Below are 16574 nucleotides of genomic sequence, written 5' to 3'. Positions count from 1 at the left end.
AAATTAATTTTTGTAACGGGTAGAAAACAGCTTTTACTACATTGAAAATCGTCCAGGTATTCTTTAATAAATAGATGGATACCAGAACTATCATCATGAAGGAAACGTAAACCAGCACGATACCAAAGGTTTGCGTGCTGCGCTTTTTGCGTTTTAAATACTTCCATTCCAAGAAACCTATTGCACAAAAAATAATTATAATTGTTATCATTGGGGCTCCTCGTCTTGATGAAGGAATCGGTTCCATTCAGGTTTCTGCACGGCACCAATACGTTTAATTGAGATATCGACTTGTGGATTAATGACTAATTTTGATGCATACATATCCCGCCAATTGCCCTCCAAAGAGTTCCATTCGTTAGGAAATCTCCATTTGATTATTTGACCAAACTGAAACACGTCGGTTTTCATTGCCTTTGACTTTGTAATGGTTTTGGTGATGATTCCTTCAAGCATAGTTTCAAAACTTTGTTCAAGCGATTTAAGTTCTCGAGAACTCGTTAAGTCGATACTGGACTCCGATGACATTACAGAAGCTTCGCTTCGGCATTTGATGTTCAGTTGGATTTGAGTGTCACTGATATTAGGTACTATCTTGGTATTTGAACTTCGCAAGATCAAGGTAACTAACTTTCCGTCAGTTGGAGAAATAACGCTATATTGAGCGTGATAGACGTCGTCAAAAAGCCATCGAGCACCTTTGGTTTCCTTGATATCAAAGGTGCCCACCATTTTGGCATTTCTGAAAATGGCCATCCCACTGGTCCCCATCCATTGTGCCCTCTTTTTCTCAAAGTCCACGCCTGATTTTCCAATGGTCAGTATCGGTAAGGTAAAGTCTCCTTTCCGATAGATGGATATCAACATGTTCTTAATTGTAACTGAATGCACAATCTTTTCTTTTGTGTACAGCAACAGGATATCAGTCAGAAAACTTTCGAAGACCATGGGAATTGAACCTACTTCTTTACTGTTACCATCAACTACGAATAAATTAACATTCAGATGGAGCCCTGGTTGCCTGGACAAAAAATCGATAAATGGTTCCAGTCCTACCTCTGTTGCTAATTGTTTACTTATAAAGATATTACGCATTTGTCCGAAAGTAACCCTCCGGGGCAAATCAGCAAGAATTTGATTGTAAGCTTCACTAATATTTTCACCTGATTTTGTAACATAAGTAAAAGGAGGGGAACCATTATCTCCTCCAGCTTTACTGGCAACCATCCGGTTAGGAAGCGGAAATCCAAGGGTCAATTCCACTCCCAAATCTGCTTTATCGATGAACATAAATCTTGCAAAAGATCGTTGATTAATCTCAATAGAAGACCAACAACCGCTTTGAATAAATGAAAGGCTCATAACGAGAAAGGTAATGATCATTCTTCGTACCATGGAAAGTTTGTTATTCCTCCTCGAGGTGAATGTCTTCTAAGGATTGAGTCCATTTTCGGGAGTTGGTCGGCTGTCGTATACCACCTTGGTTTAAACCGAATAAACTCGTTCGGGTTGTTAACTTCCACCATGGACTTCTTCCTAACGTATCCTTAAGATCATTTGGGACTAACGGAGCAACTGGAGCCAGGTAGGGAACACCGAAAGAACGCAATTCCAACAAATGTAAATAGATCAGAATCATAGCGCAAGCGATACCATATATGCCTAGAATGCCAGCGAGAATCATAATAGGAAATCTTAACATTCGAAATGAAAATCCAAGTTCAAAGTGGGGGATAATAAATGATGAGACTCCGGTTAGTGAAACAATAATGACCATTGCTGCGGAGACAATGCCGGCTTCAACAGCAGCTGTACCAATAATTAAAGCTCCAATGATTGAAATGGATTGCCCGATCGTTTTTGGAATTCGAACAGCTGCCTCACGTAGTGCTTCGAAAGAGAGCTCCATAATAAATGCTTCAACGAATGAGTTGAATGGAACGACCTCTCTTGAAGATGCCAAAGTAAGTAAAAGTCTCTCGGGCAGAATTTCAGGATGAAATGTTGTGATTGCTATGTATAGGGATGGTAGTAACAAGGAGACGAATAGAAAAAAATATCGAATATAACGAATCCAACTTGCCGCTATATATCGATGGTAATAATCTTCTGCTGCCTGCATGAGCATAAACATGGTTGCAGGAGCAATAAGGGTAATTGGTGTTCCATCTACCAAAACTCCTATACGTCCTTCCAACAATGCTGCGTTAACGACATCTGGCCTTTCTGTTAATTGCAATTGAGGAAAGGGGGAGTAGGGATTATCTTCAATACATTCTTCAATGTAGCTTGTTGCTAGTATGCCGTCGATATCGATAGATGATAAACGTTTCTTCATTTCTTCTACCAATTGTTGACTGCATTTTCCTTGCAAATAAGTTATGGCAATTGAAGTACTCGTTACTGTACCTATGTGCATCATTTCACTTTTAAAGGAGGTAGACTTCATACGTCGGCGCAGTAAGGTCAGGTTCGTCTCTAAATCCTCCATAAATGCTTCTCGTGGTCCACGTATAACGGTTTCATTTTGTGGTTCTTCAATAGCTCTTTTTGTAAAGGAAACCATTGAAATAGCAAGTATTCTCGGATCGCCTTCAATTAGGAGCAAGGCATCTCGGTTTAAAAGCTTTCCAAGAGCTTCTTTTAACGTATATTGAATACTTTGCTCGGCAATAGGCAAATGCTTTCTGTCCAGAATTAGAGTAGTGAATTGTTCAATAGACATGCTAGAGTCAAGTGTTGTTATAACCCCTAGAACACTTTGTTCCACAGTTTTATGATCAATCATGCCTTTTAAATAAATCAGAGCACATCTTACTTCTGGTCCTGCTATGAATGTGTGGTAATGGACATCGAAAGAATTCGAAAGGTTTTGCTGGAACCATTCCAACCTTTTGCTGAAATCAGCATACTCCGTATCAGAAAATGGTTCTTTGTTAGAATTACTGTGCTTTTCCCTAGGTGGATTAACAGTTGATTTGGTTTGTGAACCAAACATCTTCTTCAACCAATATGACATCGTATGCCTCCTAGGAAATTTATTTTTTAATATTCCACATTTTGTATTTTTTATGCATTTCATTTCTCTAATTATGTTGTTATTATTGTCGGCTACACGTAATGGACAACGAGTTAAGATTTGAGAGCATAATGTTAGGAATGCAATTGCATAATAACTTTAACTCATTGAGTGTAATTTTATGACTCATGTTTAGATTTAGAATTAAGGAGATGCTAGATGCTAGACACTAAAAAACCATGGAGTTTGTCGGAGTTCAAATTATTTGAATCTCTCCCAAAGAAAGATTTAGAGCAAGTTGTTCAAATGGCACCAAGTACAAATATAATTTCTATATCTAAGGGGACCTTGGTACAAACACCTGAAGTTAATACTAATGGTTTGTCTATTGTTATTGAAGGAAAACTTCGATTGTATAAAACAAACGCTGATGGGAAGCAGTATACCGTAGGTATTTTAGGACCAGGTGATATGTATGGAGAGAGTGTTTCATTCTCATTCGGAACCAATGGGAATTATATGGAAACAATGGAGAATACAATTATTTGCTCCGTTATTCAAGAAAAATTCGACTTATTTTTGAGTTTGCGTCCTGAACTTGCTTTAAAACTTTTAGAGGAATTAAGCAATCGATTGCGTGACAGGGACGAAGTATTAGAACGACTGGCATTAAGCGATCTTCGTGGCAAAGTTCTTTTTTTTCTCACTAAACTTTCTAAAAAATTCGGTGTAGAAGAAAATGGGTATCAAAGAATAGAAATGTCTCTGACTCATCAGGAATTGGCAAACATGATTGGGGCAACTAGAGAATCAGTTTCGCTTGTTTTACAAGAGTTTTCCAATGAAGGTATTATCATTACTAGCAGAAAATCGATTATGGTTCAGCTAGAGATGGCGAAAGAACGATTAGAAAATACATAAACGTTTCAAAGTAAAGTCACCTTCAAAGGTGTTGTTATACTAGGTGAGCAGATAAGGAGAGGGAAGACGGGGTACTAATATCGGGTTATACTATGTGATTCAATATATTAGCTTCAACTCGATTCCTTCCAACTATGGCAGTAGTGGAATTAGAAGCTGGTCCATTATTAGTTTTAGTGAGTGCTGACATTGATTCTCGTGGTCACTTTAGTAGAAATGGTCAATTGGAGTTTGCAGTCGGATTCACCAGCCTAAATATTCAACTCTTACGTGAAAAACTTATTGAACACGGTGTCGAAGTAGATGATATAAAAGAAGATGATGGACATTTTTCTCAACTAACGGGCAGTTATGCTTAATAGCCGTCTCTTTTTTTGTTGTAGGTAATTCAAATAAGAACATAGGTTTTATTACCAAAAATCTTATCAATCGGGTATCTCAAAACCTAAATCAAATGAGGTATTAAGCTACTGTAGAACATGTTTGTTAAAATACAGGAGCAGCTTGCCTCAGCCGGCAGCACTTACGAGAATTCGTCAAATGCCGTACGCTTATTTATTAAGACTGCGCAATAATTATGTAAGACAATAAAATAAAACAAAAACATTAATAGCATAAAGTACAAAAACGGCAGCTACTTGGCTGTCGTTTTTGTACTTTATCCTGTTCGTTGGATGAAAGCCGTTAAATGTCTATCGGTTTTATTTAATTTGGCTAGAAGCATGTAAATGTTTATCTATTAGTTTTTCTGTTGTCTCCCAAAGTTTTTTTTGCAATTTCTGGTCTCCCCCAGGTAGAACTGGTTCGATTAAATTGCCGGTACCAACGTTAAAATACCCGCCAGTTAACTTTTGAAATTTTGGGTCCACAACTAGTTCTATAATAATTTTGGTTCCTCGTTGGGGATCGCCAATTTGCAAAGCTTTCAAAATTCGTTCTAATGTGGGCGCAAACCATAATTCTCTTCCTAGACTAGTTACATTAAAACCTGGATTAAGTGCGTTTACGCTAATTCCTGTTCCTGATACCCTTCGTGAAAGTTCGGAAGTAAACATAATGTTCAATAACTTTGTTTTTCCATAAATAAGTGATGAGCCCCGAGAAGAGAATGGACTTGTATCTGTTAAATCTTCTGGTAATTTTAATATTCCGTGTCGCCGGGATGCCTCAGAGGCGACATTTACGACTCTGGAAGCACCTGCGGATTGGAGAGAAGAAAGTAAGGAATTTGTTAAAAGCCAAGGTGCCAAATAATTTATGGCAATCATTTCAGGAAGTCCCTCTGAAGTAATACGTGGTTTGAAAGCATGAATGCCCGCATTATTCAACAAAACATCAATTTTGGGACAGAACTGGGCAATTTCGCTCCCTATGCGCTGAACATCCTTTAATATCGATAAGTCACCATAAAAGAAATCAACCTTTGTTTGCGGGTCATTCTCCTTAATCAGTTGCATTGTTAAATTTGCACGTTCTTTACTTCTGGCTGTTAAAATAAGGTCGAATCCACGCTTTCCTAATTCTATAGCGGCAAGTTGTCCAAGCCCACTAGTTGCTCCCGTAATAACAATTGTTTTTCTTTGGGACATTCTAAGGTCTCCTTTTGTGCTACAATTTGTAGGATCTTAAAATTCTAATTAATTGACATATGTCCATCATATTGATTTAATTGATATATGTCAATTAAAGTTTGGTGCTGTTCCATTTTAAGAAAGGTGATAAAAAGATGGAAAAAAATAACGGGCGTACATCGAGGAAAGGGCTGGAAGTTGAATTAGGAAATCAGCTTAATGCACTAATTAGTGCTGTACACGCATTAAACGTTAGGGCTGCTACGAAGTTCGATTCCTCCATACAACCGGCGGCTTTCCATATTGTCAGGTGGTTATATTCATATGGTCCAACCAATGCTGCCAAGTTAGCAGATTCTACTGCAATGGATCGTAGTTCTGTCAGCCGTCTTATTAAACAACTTCAGTTACTTGGCTACGTAACTAGAGAGGTTTCTCCGAATGATGGTCGAGGAGTAATGTTGTCCCTTACTGAGAAGGGGAAACAACAAGTAATTGAAGCCCTTAATGAAAAAGAGTCCGTATATTACGAACGACTTTCAAACTGGGGAGATGTAGAACTACAAGAGTTTATTAGTATGCTGAAGCATTTTAATGGCTTCAATGGTTTATAATTGAGGGGATGAAGTCAAATCTAAGAGTTTTACTACAGCGGAATTCTACTGAACTGAGAATTATAGTTGAATAAAAGTAGCGAGGCAGCCGTCCATGATGATCGACTGCCTTTTCTATGCTAACGAGAGGATAGTTAAATTACTTGACGAATACCTCAAATATGGAAAAGTATCAAAGAGGGGAAATACTATGACATCATATAAGATTAGACCATATTTGAGTTTAATAGGATTCTGTATACTTATTTTCACGCTATTGGTTAATTTCGCTTTTAGGTTAGCAAAAGACCCAGGTTCTAAAATGTGGGTTGTCAGGAGGCGTTAACCACAAGCGTTGCGTGAAATATACCGAATTGCATTATAACGAAGATGGAACAAATCAGGAAATCGATCCAAAACATTAGTATGATTAATTAGTATGAAAAAAAGTAGGAGCTGCGTGACGCAGCTCCTTTTGGGTTTTCACATTGAATTATGCTCTCACAATAGACTCTTGGATATTAAAAAATGACAACGTTTTCTTAGGAATGTTGGCTTACGCTGGCGGTGTGCGAGAGAGTACACTAAATATATAGGAGGGGTGCATATGCAACTGGAGACGCAGTCTATCAGCCCACAGGCCGGTAGTAGCCGATTATGGAAGCGGTTTAAAAAACAAAAGATGCTTCATTTATTTGTCGGACTCGGTATGGTGTTCCTAGTGATTTTCTCGTACACGCCGATGTTCGGGATCCTGATGGCGTTTAAAGACTACAGCATTTCAAGCGGCATCAAGGGGATTTTTACAAGTGAATGGGTAGGGCTGAAGTATTTTGATGAATTTATACATGATTATCAGTTCGGCAAAATTGTCCGCAATACACTGATCATGTGCTTACTGAAGGTTATCTTCGCTTTCCCAGCGCCGATTCTGCTCGCTATTATGTTGAACGAAGTGAAAAACATGGCCTTTAAACGGTTCGTTCAAACGGTCAGCTATCTCCCGCATTTTATTTCTTGGGTTGTGGTTGTGGGGGTTTCCTACGCATTTCTGTCCGCAGACGTAGGTGTAATCAACAAAGCCTTGATGAGCCTCGGCTTAATCAAAGAGCCTCTAAATATTCTAACAAGTCCGAACTATTTTTGGGGGCTTTCAGTTGGAAGCGCTATCTGGAAGGAAATGGGCTGGTGGACGATTATTTTCTTAGCAGCCATTACCGGTATTAATCCATCGCTTTACGAGGCGGCCGAGATTGACGGGGCAGGAAGATTTGCTCGCATTCGTCATATCACATTGCCGGGAATGAAGGGAACTATCGTAGTGGTGTTGGTGTTGACGATCGGAAGTATTCTAGGAGGCGGGTTGGTTGGCTCCAACTTCGAGCAAGCATACTTGTATGGTAATAGCATCAACAATTCGACTTCGGAAATTGTGCAGACCTACGCGTTTAAGGTGGGGCTGAGAGACGGTCGGTTCTCTTATGCAGCAGCTATTGATTTAATTCAGTCAGTCATCTCAGTAATACTAATTTTTTCTAGCAACTTTATTGCGAAGCGAATGTCAGGCTCAAGTATATTCTAGAGAAAGGAGGAAGAGCCGTGTGCAAGACTCAAAGACAGAAGGATTTACTTATGGATAGCTTTATTTATGCCATCCTCTTCATCATCATGCTCACCATGTTTTACCCGTTCTATTATGTCCTGATTGCCTCATTTAACAAAGGATCAGACTCCCTTCTGGGCGGCGTCTATCTCTGGCCAAGAAGCTTTACTCTGGAGAATTATAGAATGTTTATGGAAGATCCTAAATGGTTCCGTGCTTTCTTGGTTACAATTGCAAGGACACTTTTGGGTACAGCACTGGGACTACTGCTGACAAGCTTGGTGGCTTACGGGCTTTCGCACCGCGACCTCCTGTTCAGCAAAGTGTATTTTACAGTCATCATTTTTGCAATGTATTTCTCTGGCGGCTTAATCCCTTATTACGTGGTACTGCGATCGATTGGTCTACTTAATTCATTTGGGGTTTATATCATTCCTTCGATGCTTAGCACGTTCTTCTTGCTCATTGCAATCTCGTTCTTCAGGGAAATTCCCGGCGAGTTAAAGGAATCTGCCCATATTGACGGCGCTGGCGAATTCGTCATATTCTTCCGAATTATCCTGCCGGTCTCAACTCCGCTGCTTGCTACAATGGGGTTATTTATGGGGGTTGGTCAGTGGAATTCCTGGCTGGACTCCGCTTATTTCGTCCAATCGGAGAACATACGGACACTTGCATTCCGCATGATGGAAGTCATTAACAAGAGCAACGCTCCAATGGATGCGATTGCTGCAGCCAACAGTGCTTCGGCAGGCGTTACAAGCTTCTCGTTACAGGTAACAGCGATGATAGTTTCTATCGTGCCAATCATCTGTGTGTACCCATTCCTGCAGAAGTATTTCGTGTCTGGTATTATGCTTGGTTCTGTGAAGGGTTGAGCATGAAGCTTCAATATTAAAGCGATTAGCTTGAAGAAATTTAGAGGCTACAAGCAGTCTCGATCAAATTCCTTCAATTATTAGCAAGTGATGAAGGTAAGAAATTGACGATGTTCGGAGTCGAAGGAGAACATTGGACATGGAACAATGAAGGGTATCCGGATCTGAAATACAATCCTTCTGATGCGGACTTTATTAACGCCAACTGCATCAAGTGGTGGTACCTGAACAACGATGGGATTACGGAAGGTATGTTGTCTTATGTTCCGGGCCAACAGAAGACACTGGCCTTAATTGAAAGGAAAGCGATCACTGTCTATAAGCCAGAAATCGGCTTAAACGATCAAGACGAAGATTGACGAGATGGTTAAAAACGAGAAGGTCAAAATTTATCTTGCCAAATCGGAAGAGCAAGCACTGGCGAATTACAACAACATGATTATCAATGCAGAAAATATGGGGTTGCAGAAGCTCGTGGATTGGGCGACGACTGTATCAGAAGAAGAAGAATTTGTTCGAGTAAACATAACTTAAAGCGGCGTCAGATCAAATAATAACGAAGCAAGGAGAGATATGAATTGCTTAGAATAAACCTGGATCGAAACTGGGAGTTTGAAAATGGGAAACCGGATCACATTCATCGCAAGGAAGCCGAACAAGCGAGGATCGTTCATCTGCCGCATGACTTCACGATTGAAACGGACACCTGGGCGGACGCGCCCGGTGGGAGTGCCACAGGCTATTACGTTGGAGGTATCGGAACCTACACTAAGATGCTGGACATACCAAAAGAGGCTGAAGGAAAGAAAATTCTGGTCGAATTCGACGGAGCTTTTATGAATACCACTGTTGTGCTAAACGGACATACAGTAGCCAAGCATCATTATGGATATACGCCATTCCATGCCGATCTCACCCCCTATATCAGACCGGGTCGGGCAAACCGGCTTGCGGTTACCGTGAATAACGCCGCACAGCCTAACTCCCGCTGGTATACAGGTTCAGGCTTATACCGTCACGTTGATCTGCTAACCAGCCCGAATCTTCATATCGTCCCTTGGGGGATATACGCCCATACCTCGCATATCGTCAATGGCACAGCTTTCGTCATTGTTGAAACGACAGTGGAGAATCATTCGGATACCCCTGCTAATGTGTTGGTGAATCTCAAGTTGGAGAAGGAATCGGGCGGGCTTGAAGCGGGAAGCGGCAGAGTGCAAGTCTATGTACCTGCAGCGGGGAAAGCTGTAGGCAGGGTGACGGTTGCCGTAGATAACGCCGAGTTATGGGATATCGATTCCCCAGTGCTGTACCGGATTACCGCCTGCTTGAACGGACGCGAGAGGCTCTTAGACAGTGACAGGACTCTATTTGGTATCCGTACCCTCTCAGTAGACGTGAAGAACGGTTTAATGCTGAATGGACGTACCGTCAAACTGAAAGGCGGCTGTGTGCACCATGATCAAGGGATTCTCGGAGCTGCTTCCTACAGGGACAGTGAGTACCGTAAAATGAAACTGCATAAGGACAATGGGTATAATGCAATTCGCTGTGCCCATAATCCTCCATCAAGGGATATGCTGGATGCCTGTGACCGGCTAGGTCTACTCGTTATAAATGAAGCATTCGATATGTGGACGATGGAGAAGAAACCGCATGATTACAGTTTATATTTTGAAGAAAACTGGAAGTCCGATATAGAGGCATTTATGTTAAGGGATCGCAATCACCCTAGTATTATCATGTGGTCGACAGGCAATGAAGTCAACGAGCGAGGGGGGTTGTCCGGCGGATATGAGTGGGCTGCCCAGTTGGCGGCATGGGTAAGGAAACTAGACCCGACCCGCCCGGTTACCAACGCAGTATGCACGTTCTTCAGTGGGTTGGAGGATGAGGATCAGGAGCGGTTTTATGACGATCTGAAGAATCCGCCCAAAGAGTCAGCGGGCTTCGTCAACTTTGATACGGAGTTCGGCAAACAGGTATGGGGTAAATATACAGAAGCCTTCTGCGCTCCACTGGATATTGTCGGTTATAATTATCTGATTCACCAATTTGATGATGCTGCTAGCACCTATCCGAACAGAGTCATTTGTTCGAGCGAGAGCATAGCCAGAGATATGGATAAATATTGGGAAGGCGTGGAGCGGCATCCTTATATTATAGGCGATTTTAATTGGACCAGCTTTGATTATATCGGGGAAGCCGGTCTGGGCAAAAGCTTATATACGGAACCGGACAAGGCGGATGAGCAACGAAAAAAATTGCATGAATCCCCGTACCCTTGGCGTCTGTCTTATGATGCGGATTTCGATCTGTGCGGATTTGCACGCCCCCAGCTTGCCTATCGGCGGATTGTATGGGGCTCTGACGAAACCTTCATCGCCTCACACCGTCCTGAAAACTACGGCAAAACCGAGTTGCTGAGTGGGTGGGGCTGGACGGACTGCGAACATGCATGGAGCTGGAACGGGTATGAAGGAGAACCAGCTACTGTGGATGTCTACTCGGCGGCGGAGGAAGTTGAACTGATTCTGAACGGTATAAGCTTGGGAAGGCAACCCGCAGGCAAGGGGAACCGCTTCAAGGCACGGTTTGTTCTTTCATTTATGCCCGGAACATTGGAAGCGGTGAGTTATGTAAAGGGCATAAAAGGTTCAAGCGATGTGCTTCATTCCACTGGGGAGGCTGCGGGCATCCGGATTATTCCGGAGAAGAAGGAGCTTGTCGCAGATGGACAGTCGCTCTGTTATGCGGTTGTTGAAATTATTGACGCAGCCGGCAATTGCGTGCCGGAAGCATCCCTTTTGTCAACTGCTCGGGTAGAGGGTGTGGCTACTCTGGCTGCTTTCGGTACCGGCCGACCACGGACGACCGAAAATTATACGAAAGGCCAATTTACTTCTTTCAAGGGCAGACTGCTGGCAATTGTACGTGCAGGATATGAGATAGGGTTCTCCACACTGACAGTCAGCGTTGATGGGCTGGAGCCTGTTAGTCTTGAGATTCCTGTAAATAAATATACGGAGGGATTAAATTGAAAAAGACAAAAAGCTATAAGACACTTGCGGCAACACTGGTGGTAACCTTGGCCCTGGGGCTGCTGTCTGCCTGTGGTGAAGGCAGCAGCAAAGACGCCAAACAGGAGGCAACGGCTTCAACGACCGGAGGCGTGAAGGAGTTGTCCTTGTTCATTGATTTTCCTTGGTGGGCGACCAAAGAATGGAAAGGTCCGATCGCCGAGAAAATCACTGAGAAAACAGGCATTAAGCTGAATGTAACCGTAGCCACAGATGATAAGCAGCTCCCACTGATGATCGCTTCGGGCGATTTGCCAGATCTGGTGCTCACCTCCAGCAATGTGAGCCGCATGTCGGATTCCAAGCTGTCGTATCCGTGGAATGATTTGATCAAGCAATATGCGCCGGAATTCAAACTGGATCCGACAAGAATTGCAATCAATACGATGGATGACGGCAACTTCTATACAGTTCGCAATGCTTTCGCCACTCAGGAGGAAATGGCCCAGAATAAATATGCGGTCGGCGGGGATGGCAATCCCGGGATCGCGGTACGGGAAGACATCCTGAAGGAGTTGGGTAATCCGCCAATCAAAACGCTGGACGACTTCGTGAAAGTGCTGGGTATGGTCAAAGAGAAGAACCCCGACATGGTGCCGCTTGTCATGGACAAGAACTGGATTGAGGTCTATTTCCTCCAGCAGTTCGGCGCCGAAGCTCTGTTCGACAATTGGTATGAAAATAAAGGAAAAGTGGATTATTACATCAGACAGCCGCAAATGCTGGAGTTCTTCAAATTCATGAACAGCTTGTACCGCAATGGATATATTCTGGCTGAGAACTTTGCATTTGCCAATGATCAGATTGACGAACAGTATGCGACAAGCGGTAAAGCATTCGCCCATAGTCACACGGTAGGCACTGCGGATACGGACAACAGCGCCATCAAGAAAAACAATGGCACGTTCGCCTTCAAGATGCTGCCGAGTGCCTTGACGAAGGAAGCCAGAAAGGTGAGTACGGGGCTGGGCTTCGCAGGCACCTTTGTCACCAAGAAGAATAAAGACCCGGAGGCGTCGATCAAGCTTCTCCAATACCTGGCCAGCGACGAGGGACGGAAGCTGACCATGTTCGGGGTGGAAGGGGAGCATTGGACGTGGAACCAAGAGGGACATCCGGATCTGAAGTACGATTCGTCTGATCAAGACTTCATGAATGCCAACGGCATTGGCTGGTGGGTGCTGTACAACGACGGAGTCATGGAAGGCTTGAGAGGATATGTACCGGGTAAGCAGAAGACGCAGGCGCTGATGGAGACGAAGGCGATTACCATCTACAAACCGCAGCTCGGGCTGATTCAGACCCAACCGGATTCCGAGGAGAAAACGATAAAGACCAAAATCGACGAGATGATTAAAAATGAAAAGGTCACGATTTACCTCGCCAAATCTGAAGAGGAAGCAGTGGCGAAATACAACAACATGGTTAAGAATGCAGAGAATATGGGGTTGCAGAAGCTAGTGGATTGGGCTAATACGACCTATGAGAAAAAGAAAGGTTTGTTCAAGTAAACCAAGGACATCCGGTAGAGGAGGCGTCATGCCTCTACCGGATTTTGCCAGTTCATGGTACCTTTAGAGGAAAACAATCCGGGATTCAGGAGGATTCGTCACCGTGAGCATCGTTCGTAAAATCACTTTGGGGTATATCATTCTAATTTTTATTCCAGTTGTCGTGTTCGGTTATTACTATTACTCGCAAATTTACGGAAATTTGACCAATCAGTTCGTTCAAAGCCGTCAGAAAATATTGGAGCAAGCCTATGCCAATATGAAGATGGATCTGACCCGCATCGATTCCATCCAACGTATTCTGCAAAATAACCCTTATGTTACAGATTACCTGGACGGCGTATATGAATCAGATTCAGATAGTATCTATGCCTATAACCGTAATATCAGTCCGATTATTACGCAATCGCTGTCTAATAATCCAGATATTGAGAAGCTTCAGATCTATAAAACTAAACAGCGGGCGCTTCCGATTACTGACCGGTTGTTGGATATATCTACTCTGGATTCTCAAGGTATGGAGGTCGCGCGTAAGCTGAAGCCCGGTCAAGGGGTTTGGATAATATCCGATCGGGGGGCAGCAGCTCCTTCGCTCATATTCTATCAGAACATTTACAATTCTGATTTCACCGAGAAAATTGGACTTCTTGAGCTGCATGTTGGAAGCGGTTTAATACGTAAATTTTACGAAGCGGCGGGGGGAAGAGACAATTGGCAAGCCTTGCTGCTTCCCGAGCACGGAGTACCGTCTAGAGAAGTCGCCCCAGCAGGAATAGATATGGCAACATGGAAGCTGCTTGGTTCCAATGATACCCAGCCCTATTTCATCAACAAAAAAACAATTGTGAATCAGTTGTACATGCAGGAGCTAAAAGTTCGCATCGTCGTGACCGGTAAAATAGACGATGTGTTTCGAACTATCAAGCGAAAGGAGATCTTCCTGGTCTTTACAATCATCGCGCTGCTAGCTGCTTTGTCATTTGTTTATTATGCGCTCGCATCGAAAATTACCAAACGTATTCTGCTCCTTGTAAGACATATGCGCAATCTGGACGATGACAACTTGAAGCAGTTTATCAGCAAAAAAGCCAAGCCAAACCGTCTTGATGAAATAGAAATTCTGACATCAACCTATAATTCAATGATCCGGCGTATGGATGAACTGATTAACAACATCCACCGGTCCGAGTTGCGGAATAAAGAAGCGGCTTATAAAGTACTTCAGGCGCAGATCAAACCACACTTTCTCTATAACACCCTTGAGACAATCCGGATGTTGGCAGAGTCAAATGATGACAAGGAGGTCGCGGATATTTCGTTCTGGTTCGGCAAGCTAATGCGCTACAGCCTATCCTCGGAAGGGGATCGGACCTTCCTGGCTAACGAAATTGAGACGGTTATCTTCTATTTGAACATTCACAAGATGCGTCTTCAGGACAGGTTGACCTATGAGGTCAACGTCTCTGTAGATGCGGAGCAGATTGCCTGTCCAAGATTCATACTCCAGCCCTTAGTCGAGAATTGCATCGTTCATGGCGCGTCCGCAATACTTCGACCTTTCCATATTAAAATCCAAGTCTGGGCGAATGGAGACGAAATCCACATCTCCATTACGGACAGTGGTTCAGGCATCCAGGAGGAGAAGTTGGAGGCAATACGCTCCCGGTTAGCAATGGGGGATGACAACAGAGCCGACGCGGAGAATGAGGGAGGTATAGGGCTGTTCAATGTCAGTGAACGGATTAAATCGTTTTTCGGAGGCTCTTCACAAATGCTTATTGACAGTGAATCGGACGTAGGAACATGCCTGAGTATCATCATAACAACGGGAGGTATAGGTCGAATATGAGAGTGTTAATTGTTGATGATGAGCCGTTGATTCTTAAAGGATTGGTCAAAATTATCGGTGAAGTGGCTCCACTCGGAACAGAGATATTTAAGGCTAATAACGCTTTTGAGGCACTAGATCTTATGAAAGTCTACATGCCGGATGTGACCGTTACAGATCTTCATATGCCAGTGAAAAATGGATTCGAACTAATAGAGACGGCTAGGGAAAGCGGTTTATGCGACCGGTTTATTATTCTGACGGGCTACAATGAATTTGAATATGTCAGGAAAGCGCTCCGGGCAGGAGTGGTGGATTATCTGCTAAAGCCGATCGACAAGGATGAGATTACTGCTCTATTAGCACGTTTCGAGCAGGAGCTTCCCTCCGAAGCCGATCCGGAGTGCTCAGGGCATGCGAAACGCATTATGGCTTATACCAAAACCCATTATAGTAACGATCTGTCATTGGACCATCTCGCCGAATTGATGGATCTCCATCCTAACTACATTAGTAGCCTGTTCAAAAAAGTGACGGGCGACACGTTTGTTAATTATTTGAACGCATTCCGCATCAAGGAAGCTCAGAAGCTGCTCAGGTTGCAGCGCCGGCTATCCGTGAACGCTATCGGAAAGATGGTCGGGTTTGAGAACAAGCATTATTTCACCAAGGTGTTCAAGAAGTACACGGGCATTACGCCGGGCGCCTACCGCGATGATGACGATGCAGAGGGGACTGCCGATGATGACGGTGCAGCCAGCGGGCTAGACTTGCTAGATATGCATGTGTAATCACACCATTGGCTGCCGTTGCCCGTCGAGCTAACGGGACACGAGAGTTGAACAAATTAATACTGAAAGACTGCCGGCATGGAAAGGCAGCTTCGTTACGAACGGGTAAAATATGGGGGAGGAGATTATATGCATATAACCAAAAAATCAGTAACCGTCTATCTTATCTCTGGTCCACTTGGTGTAGGGAAATCAACCGTCTCCAAGACTCTTGTTAGTGCGATGAACCAATGTGTCTTGATTGAAGGTGATCTCCTTCTCCATGTCTACCGAGGGGAGACCGAACCGCCCTGGGAGAAACGACTCCGACTGGCATGGCTAAATATCGCTGCGGTGACGCGGAATTTTCTCCTGAACGAGTTAGACGTGGTTATCGATTTCGTCGTCGAAGATGAACTTCAATGGTTCTTAGATCAACTAACGGATTTCGATGTAACGCTTTTCTATGTTGTGCTGCACGCGGAACCGGATACCCTTACCACTCGACTCCATCAGCGAGGAGATGCGCAATATATCCACCGCTCACTGTTCCTTCGTAACAAGTTGATGGCTTCACCGGTTAATGAGTCATACCTACTGGACACCGATAGTAAGAAGCCGAATGAACTTGCTGAAGAAATCATAAAAAACTCCAGATTTCGGATACAGGGATCAAGTTCTTGTCAACCGACAAAAAAAGAAGCCGGCGGCATCTTTGTGGATGCTCGGCTTTCATTTTAATTACGTAAAATTCTAATTTGACCAAATTTAAATTATATTGACAGTTGGAACATCGGACA

General features: G+C 43.3%; 15 protein-coding genes. 12 read left to right on the top strand and 3 right to left on the bottom strand.

Annotated features, from left to right (window positions below):
• Nucleotides 1-207 precede the first annotated feature (207 nt).
• Together GON05_RS16910 and GON05_RS16905 are read right to left on the bottom strand one after the other, a co-directional pair.
• Nucleotides 208-1395, bottom strand: coding sequence for a Ger(x)C family spore germination protein (locus tag GON05_RS16910; RefSeq protein WP_181646111.1), 1188 nt, complete (start codon nucleotides 1393-1395; stop codon nucleotides 208-210).
• 10 nt (nucleotides 1396-1405) lie between these two features.
• Nucleotides 1406-3019: a spore germination protein gene (locus GON05_RS16905; protein WP_246239221.1), complete on the bottom strand. Its 1614-nt coding sequence runs from the start codon at nucleotides 3017-3019 to the stop codon at nucleotides 1406-1408.
• 219 nt (nucleotides 3020-3238) lie between these two features.
• On the opposite strand from GON05_RS16905, the gene GON05_RS16900 reads away from it, so the two are divergent.
• Both GON05_RS16900 and GON05_RS16895 read left to right on the top strand, forming a co-directional pair.
• Nucleotides 3239-3940, top strand: a complete 702-nt coding sequence (locus GON05_RS16900) for a Crp/Fnr family transcriptional regulator (RefSeq protein WP_157320171.1) — start codon at nucleotides 3239-3241, stop codon at nucleotides 3938-3940.
• A 134-nt stretch (nucleotides 3941-4074) separates the two neighbouring features.
• Entirely contained in the window at nucleotides 4075-4299 is a 225-nt protein-coding gene (locus tag GON05_RS16895) for a hypothetical protein (protein WP_157320170.1), read from the top strand.
• A 342-nt stretch (nucleotides 4300-4641) separates the two neighbouring features.
• Here the strand turns inward: GON05_RS16895 and GON05_RS16890 are convergent, their stop codons facing one another.
• Nucleotides 4642-5529 carry an SDR family NAD(P)-dependent oxidoreductase gene (locus GON05_RS16890; RefSeq protein ID WP_157320169.1) on the bottom strand — a complete coding sequence of 296 codons (888 nt, stop codon included), beginning with the start codon at nucleotides 5527-5529 and terminating at the stop codon, nucleotides 4642-4644.
• A gap of 137 nt (nucleotides 5530-5666) precedes the next feature.
• On the opposite strand from GON05_RS16890, the gene GON05_RS16885 reads away from it, so the two are divergent.
• The 10 genes from GON05_RS16885 (at nucleotide 5667) to GON05_RS16845 (ending at nucleotide 16515) form a co-directional block, all read left to right on the top strand.
• Entirely contained in the window at nucleotides 5667-6125 is a 459-nt protein-coding gene (locus GON05_RS16885) for a MarR family winged helix-turn-helix transcriptional regulator (protein WP_157320167.1), read from the top strand.
• Nucleotides 6126-6711: 586 nt separating this feature from the next.
• On the top strand, nucleotides 6712-7686 hold the full coding sequence (locus tag GON05_RS16880; protein WP_157320165.1) for an ABC transporter permease: 975 nt from the start codon (nucleotides 6712-6714) through the stop codon (nucleotides 7684-7686).
• Nucleotides 7687-7736: 50 nt separating this feature from the next.
• Complete coding sequence (locus tag GON05_RS16875) at nucleotides 7737-8585, top strand: carbohydrate ABC transporter permease (RefSeq protein ID WP_157322145.1); 849 nt, start codon at nucleotides 7737-7739, stop codon at nucleotides 8583-8585.
• Nucleotides 8586-8695: 110 nt separating this feature from the next.
• Nucleotides 8696-8944, top strand: a complete 249-nt coding sequence (locus tag GON05_RS39355) for a hypothetical protein (protein WP_246239218.1) — start codon at nucleotides 8696-8698, stop codon at nucleotides 8942-8944.
• 4 nt (nucleotides 8945-8948) lie between these two features.
• Nucleotides 8949-9119, top strand: a complete 171-nt coding sequence (locus GON05_RS39350; RefSeq protein WP_246239216.1) for a hypothetical protein — start codon at nucleotides 8949-8951, stop codon at nucleotides 9117-9119.
• 44 nt (nucleotides 9120-9163) lie between these two features.
• Nucleotides 9164-11626 (top strand): glycoside hydrolase family 2 TIM barrel-domain containing protein, encoded by a 2463-nt coding sequence (locus tag GON05_RS16865; protein ID WP_157320163.1) that lies wholly within the window; start codon nucleotides 9164-9166, stop codon nucleotides 11624-11626.
• Nucleotides 11623-13176, top strand: coding sequence for a type 2 periplasmic-binding domain-containing protein (locus tag GON05_RS16860; RefSeq protein ID WP_157320162.1), 1554 nt, complete (start codon nucleotides 11623-11625; stop codon nucleotides 13174-13176). Before GON05_RS16865 ends, GON05_RS16860 begins: the two co-directional genes overlap by 4 nt.
• Before the next feature lie 103 nt (nucleotides 13177-13279).
• Nucleotides 13280-15025 (top strand): sensor histidine kinase, encoded by a 1746-nt coding sequence (locus GON05_RS16855; protein WP_181646110.1) that lies wholly within the window; start codon nucleotides 13280-13282, stop codon nucleotides 15023-15025.
• Entirely contained in the window at nucleotides 15022-15795 is a 774-nt protein-coding gene (locus GON05_RS16850) for a response regulator transcription factor (RefSeq protein WP_157320161.1), read from the top strand. The genes GON05_RS16855 and GON05_RS16850 overlap by 4 nt, the downstream gene beginning before the upstream one ends.
• A gap of 129 nt (nucleotides 15796-15924) precedes the next feature.
• On the top strand, nucleotides 15925-16515 hold the full coding sequence (locus GON05_RS16845; protein ID WP_157320160.1) for a P-loop nucleotide/nucleoside kinase family protein: 591 nt from the start codon (nucleotides 15925-15927) through the stop codon (nucleotides 16513-16515).
• The last annotated feature ends 59 nt before the right edge of the window (nucleotides 16516-16574 follow it).

The sequence above is a fragment of the Paenibacillus anseongensis genome (assembly GCF_009757995.1).
Lineage (GTDB): Bacteria > Bacillota > Bacilli > Paenibacillales > NBRC-103111 > Paenibacillus_E > Paenibacillus_E chondroitinus.
Note: the sequence above shows the minus strand (reverse complement) of the source record. Positions and strands in the feature narration are given on the sequence as shown.

Coding starts and splice junctions, on each gene's coding strand:
- GON05_RS16910 (WP_181646111.1), bottom strand. CDS start 1,395: ATGGTACGAAGAATGATCATTACCTTTCTCGTTATGAGCCTTTCATTT.
- GON05_RS16905 (WP_246239221.1), bottom strand. CDS start 3,019: ATGTCATATTGGTTGAAGAAGATGTTTGGTTCACAAACCAAATCAACT.
- GON05_RS16900 (WP_157320171.1), top strand. CDS start 3,239: ATGCTAGACACTAAAAAACCATGGAGTTTGTCGGAGTTCAAATTATTT.
- GON05_RS16895 (WP_157320170.1), top strand. CDS start 4,075: ATGGCAGTAGTGGAATTAGAAGCTGGTCCATTATTAGTTTTAGTGAGT.
- GON05_RS16890 (WP_157320169.1), bottom strand. CDS start 5,529: ATGTCCCAAAGAAAAACAATTGTTATTACGGGAGCAACTAGTGGGCTT.
- GON05_RS16885 (WP_157320167.1), top strand. CDS start 5,667: ATGGAAAAAAATAACGGGCGTACATCGAGGAAAGGGCTGGAAGTTGAA.
- GON05_RS16880 (WP_157320165.1), top strand. CDS start 6,712: ATGCAACTGGAGACGCAGTCTATCAGCCCACAGGCCGGTAGTAGCCGA.
- GON05_RS16875 (WP_157322145.1), top strand. CDS start 7,737: ATGGATAGCTTTATTTATGCCATCCTCTTCATCATCATGCTCACCATG.
- GON05_RS39355 (WP_246239218.1), top strand. CDS start 8,696: ATGTTCGGAGTCGAAGGAGAACATTGGACATGGAACAATGAAGGGTAT.
- GON05_RS39350 (WP_246239216.1), top strand. CDS start 8,949: ATGGTTAAAAACGAGAAGGTCAAAATTTATCTTGCCAAATCGGAAGAG.
- GON05_RS16850 (WP_157320161.1), top strand. CDS start 15,022: ATGAGAGTGTTAATTGTTGATGATGAGCCGTTGATTCTTAAAGGATTG.
- GON05_RS16845 (WP_157320160.1), top strand. CDS start 15,925: ATGCATATAACCAAAAAATCAGTAACCGTCTATCTTATCTCTGGTCCA.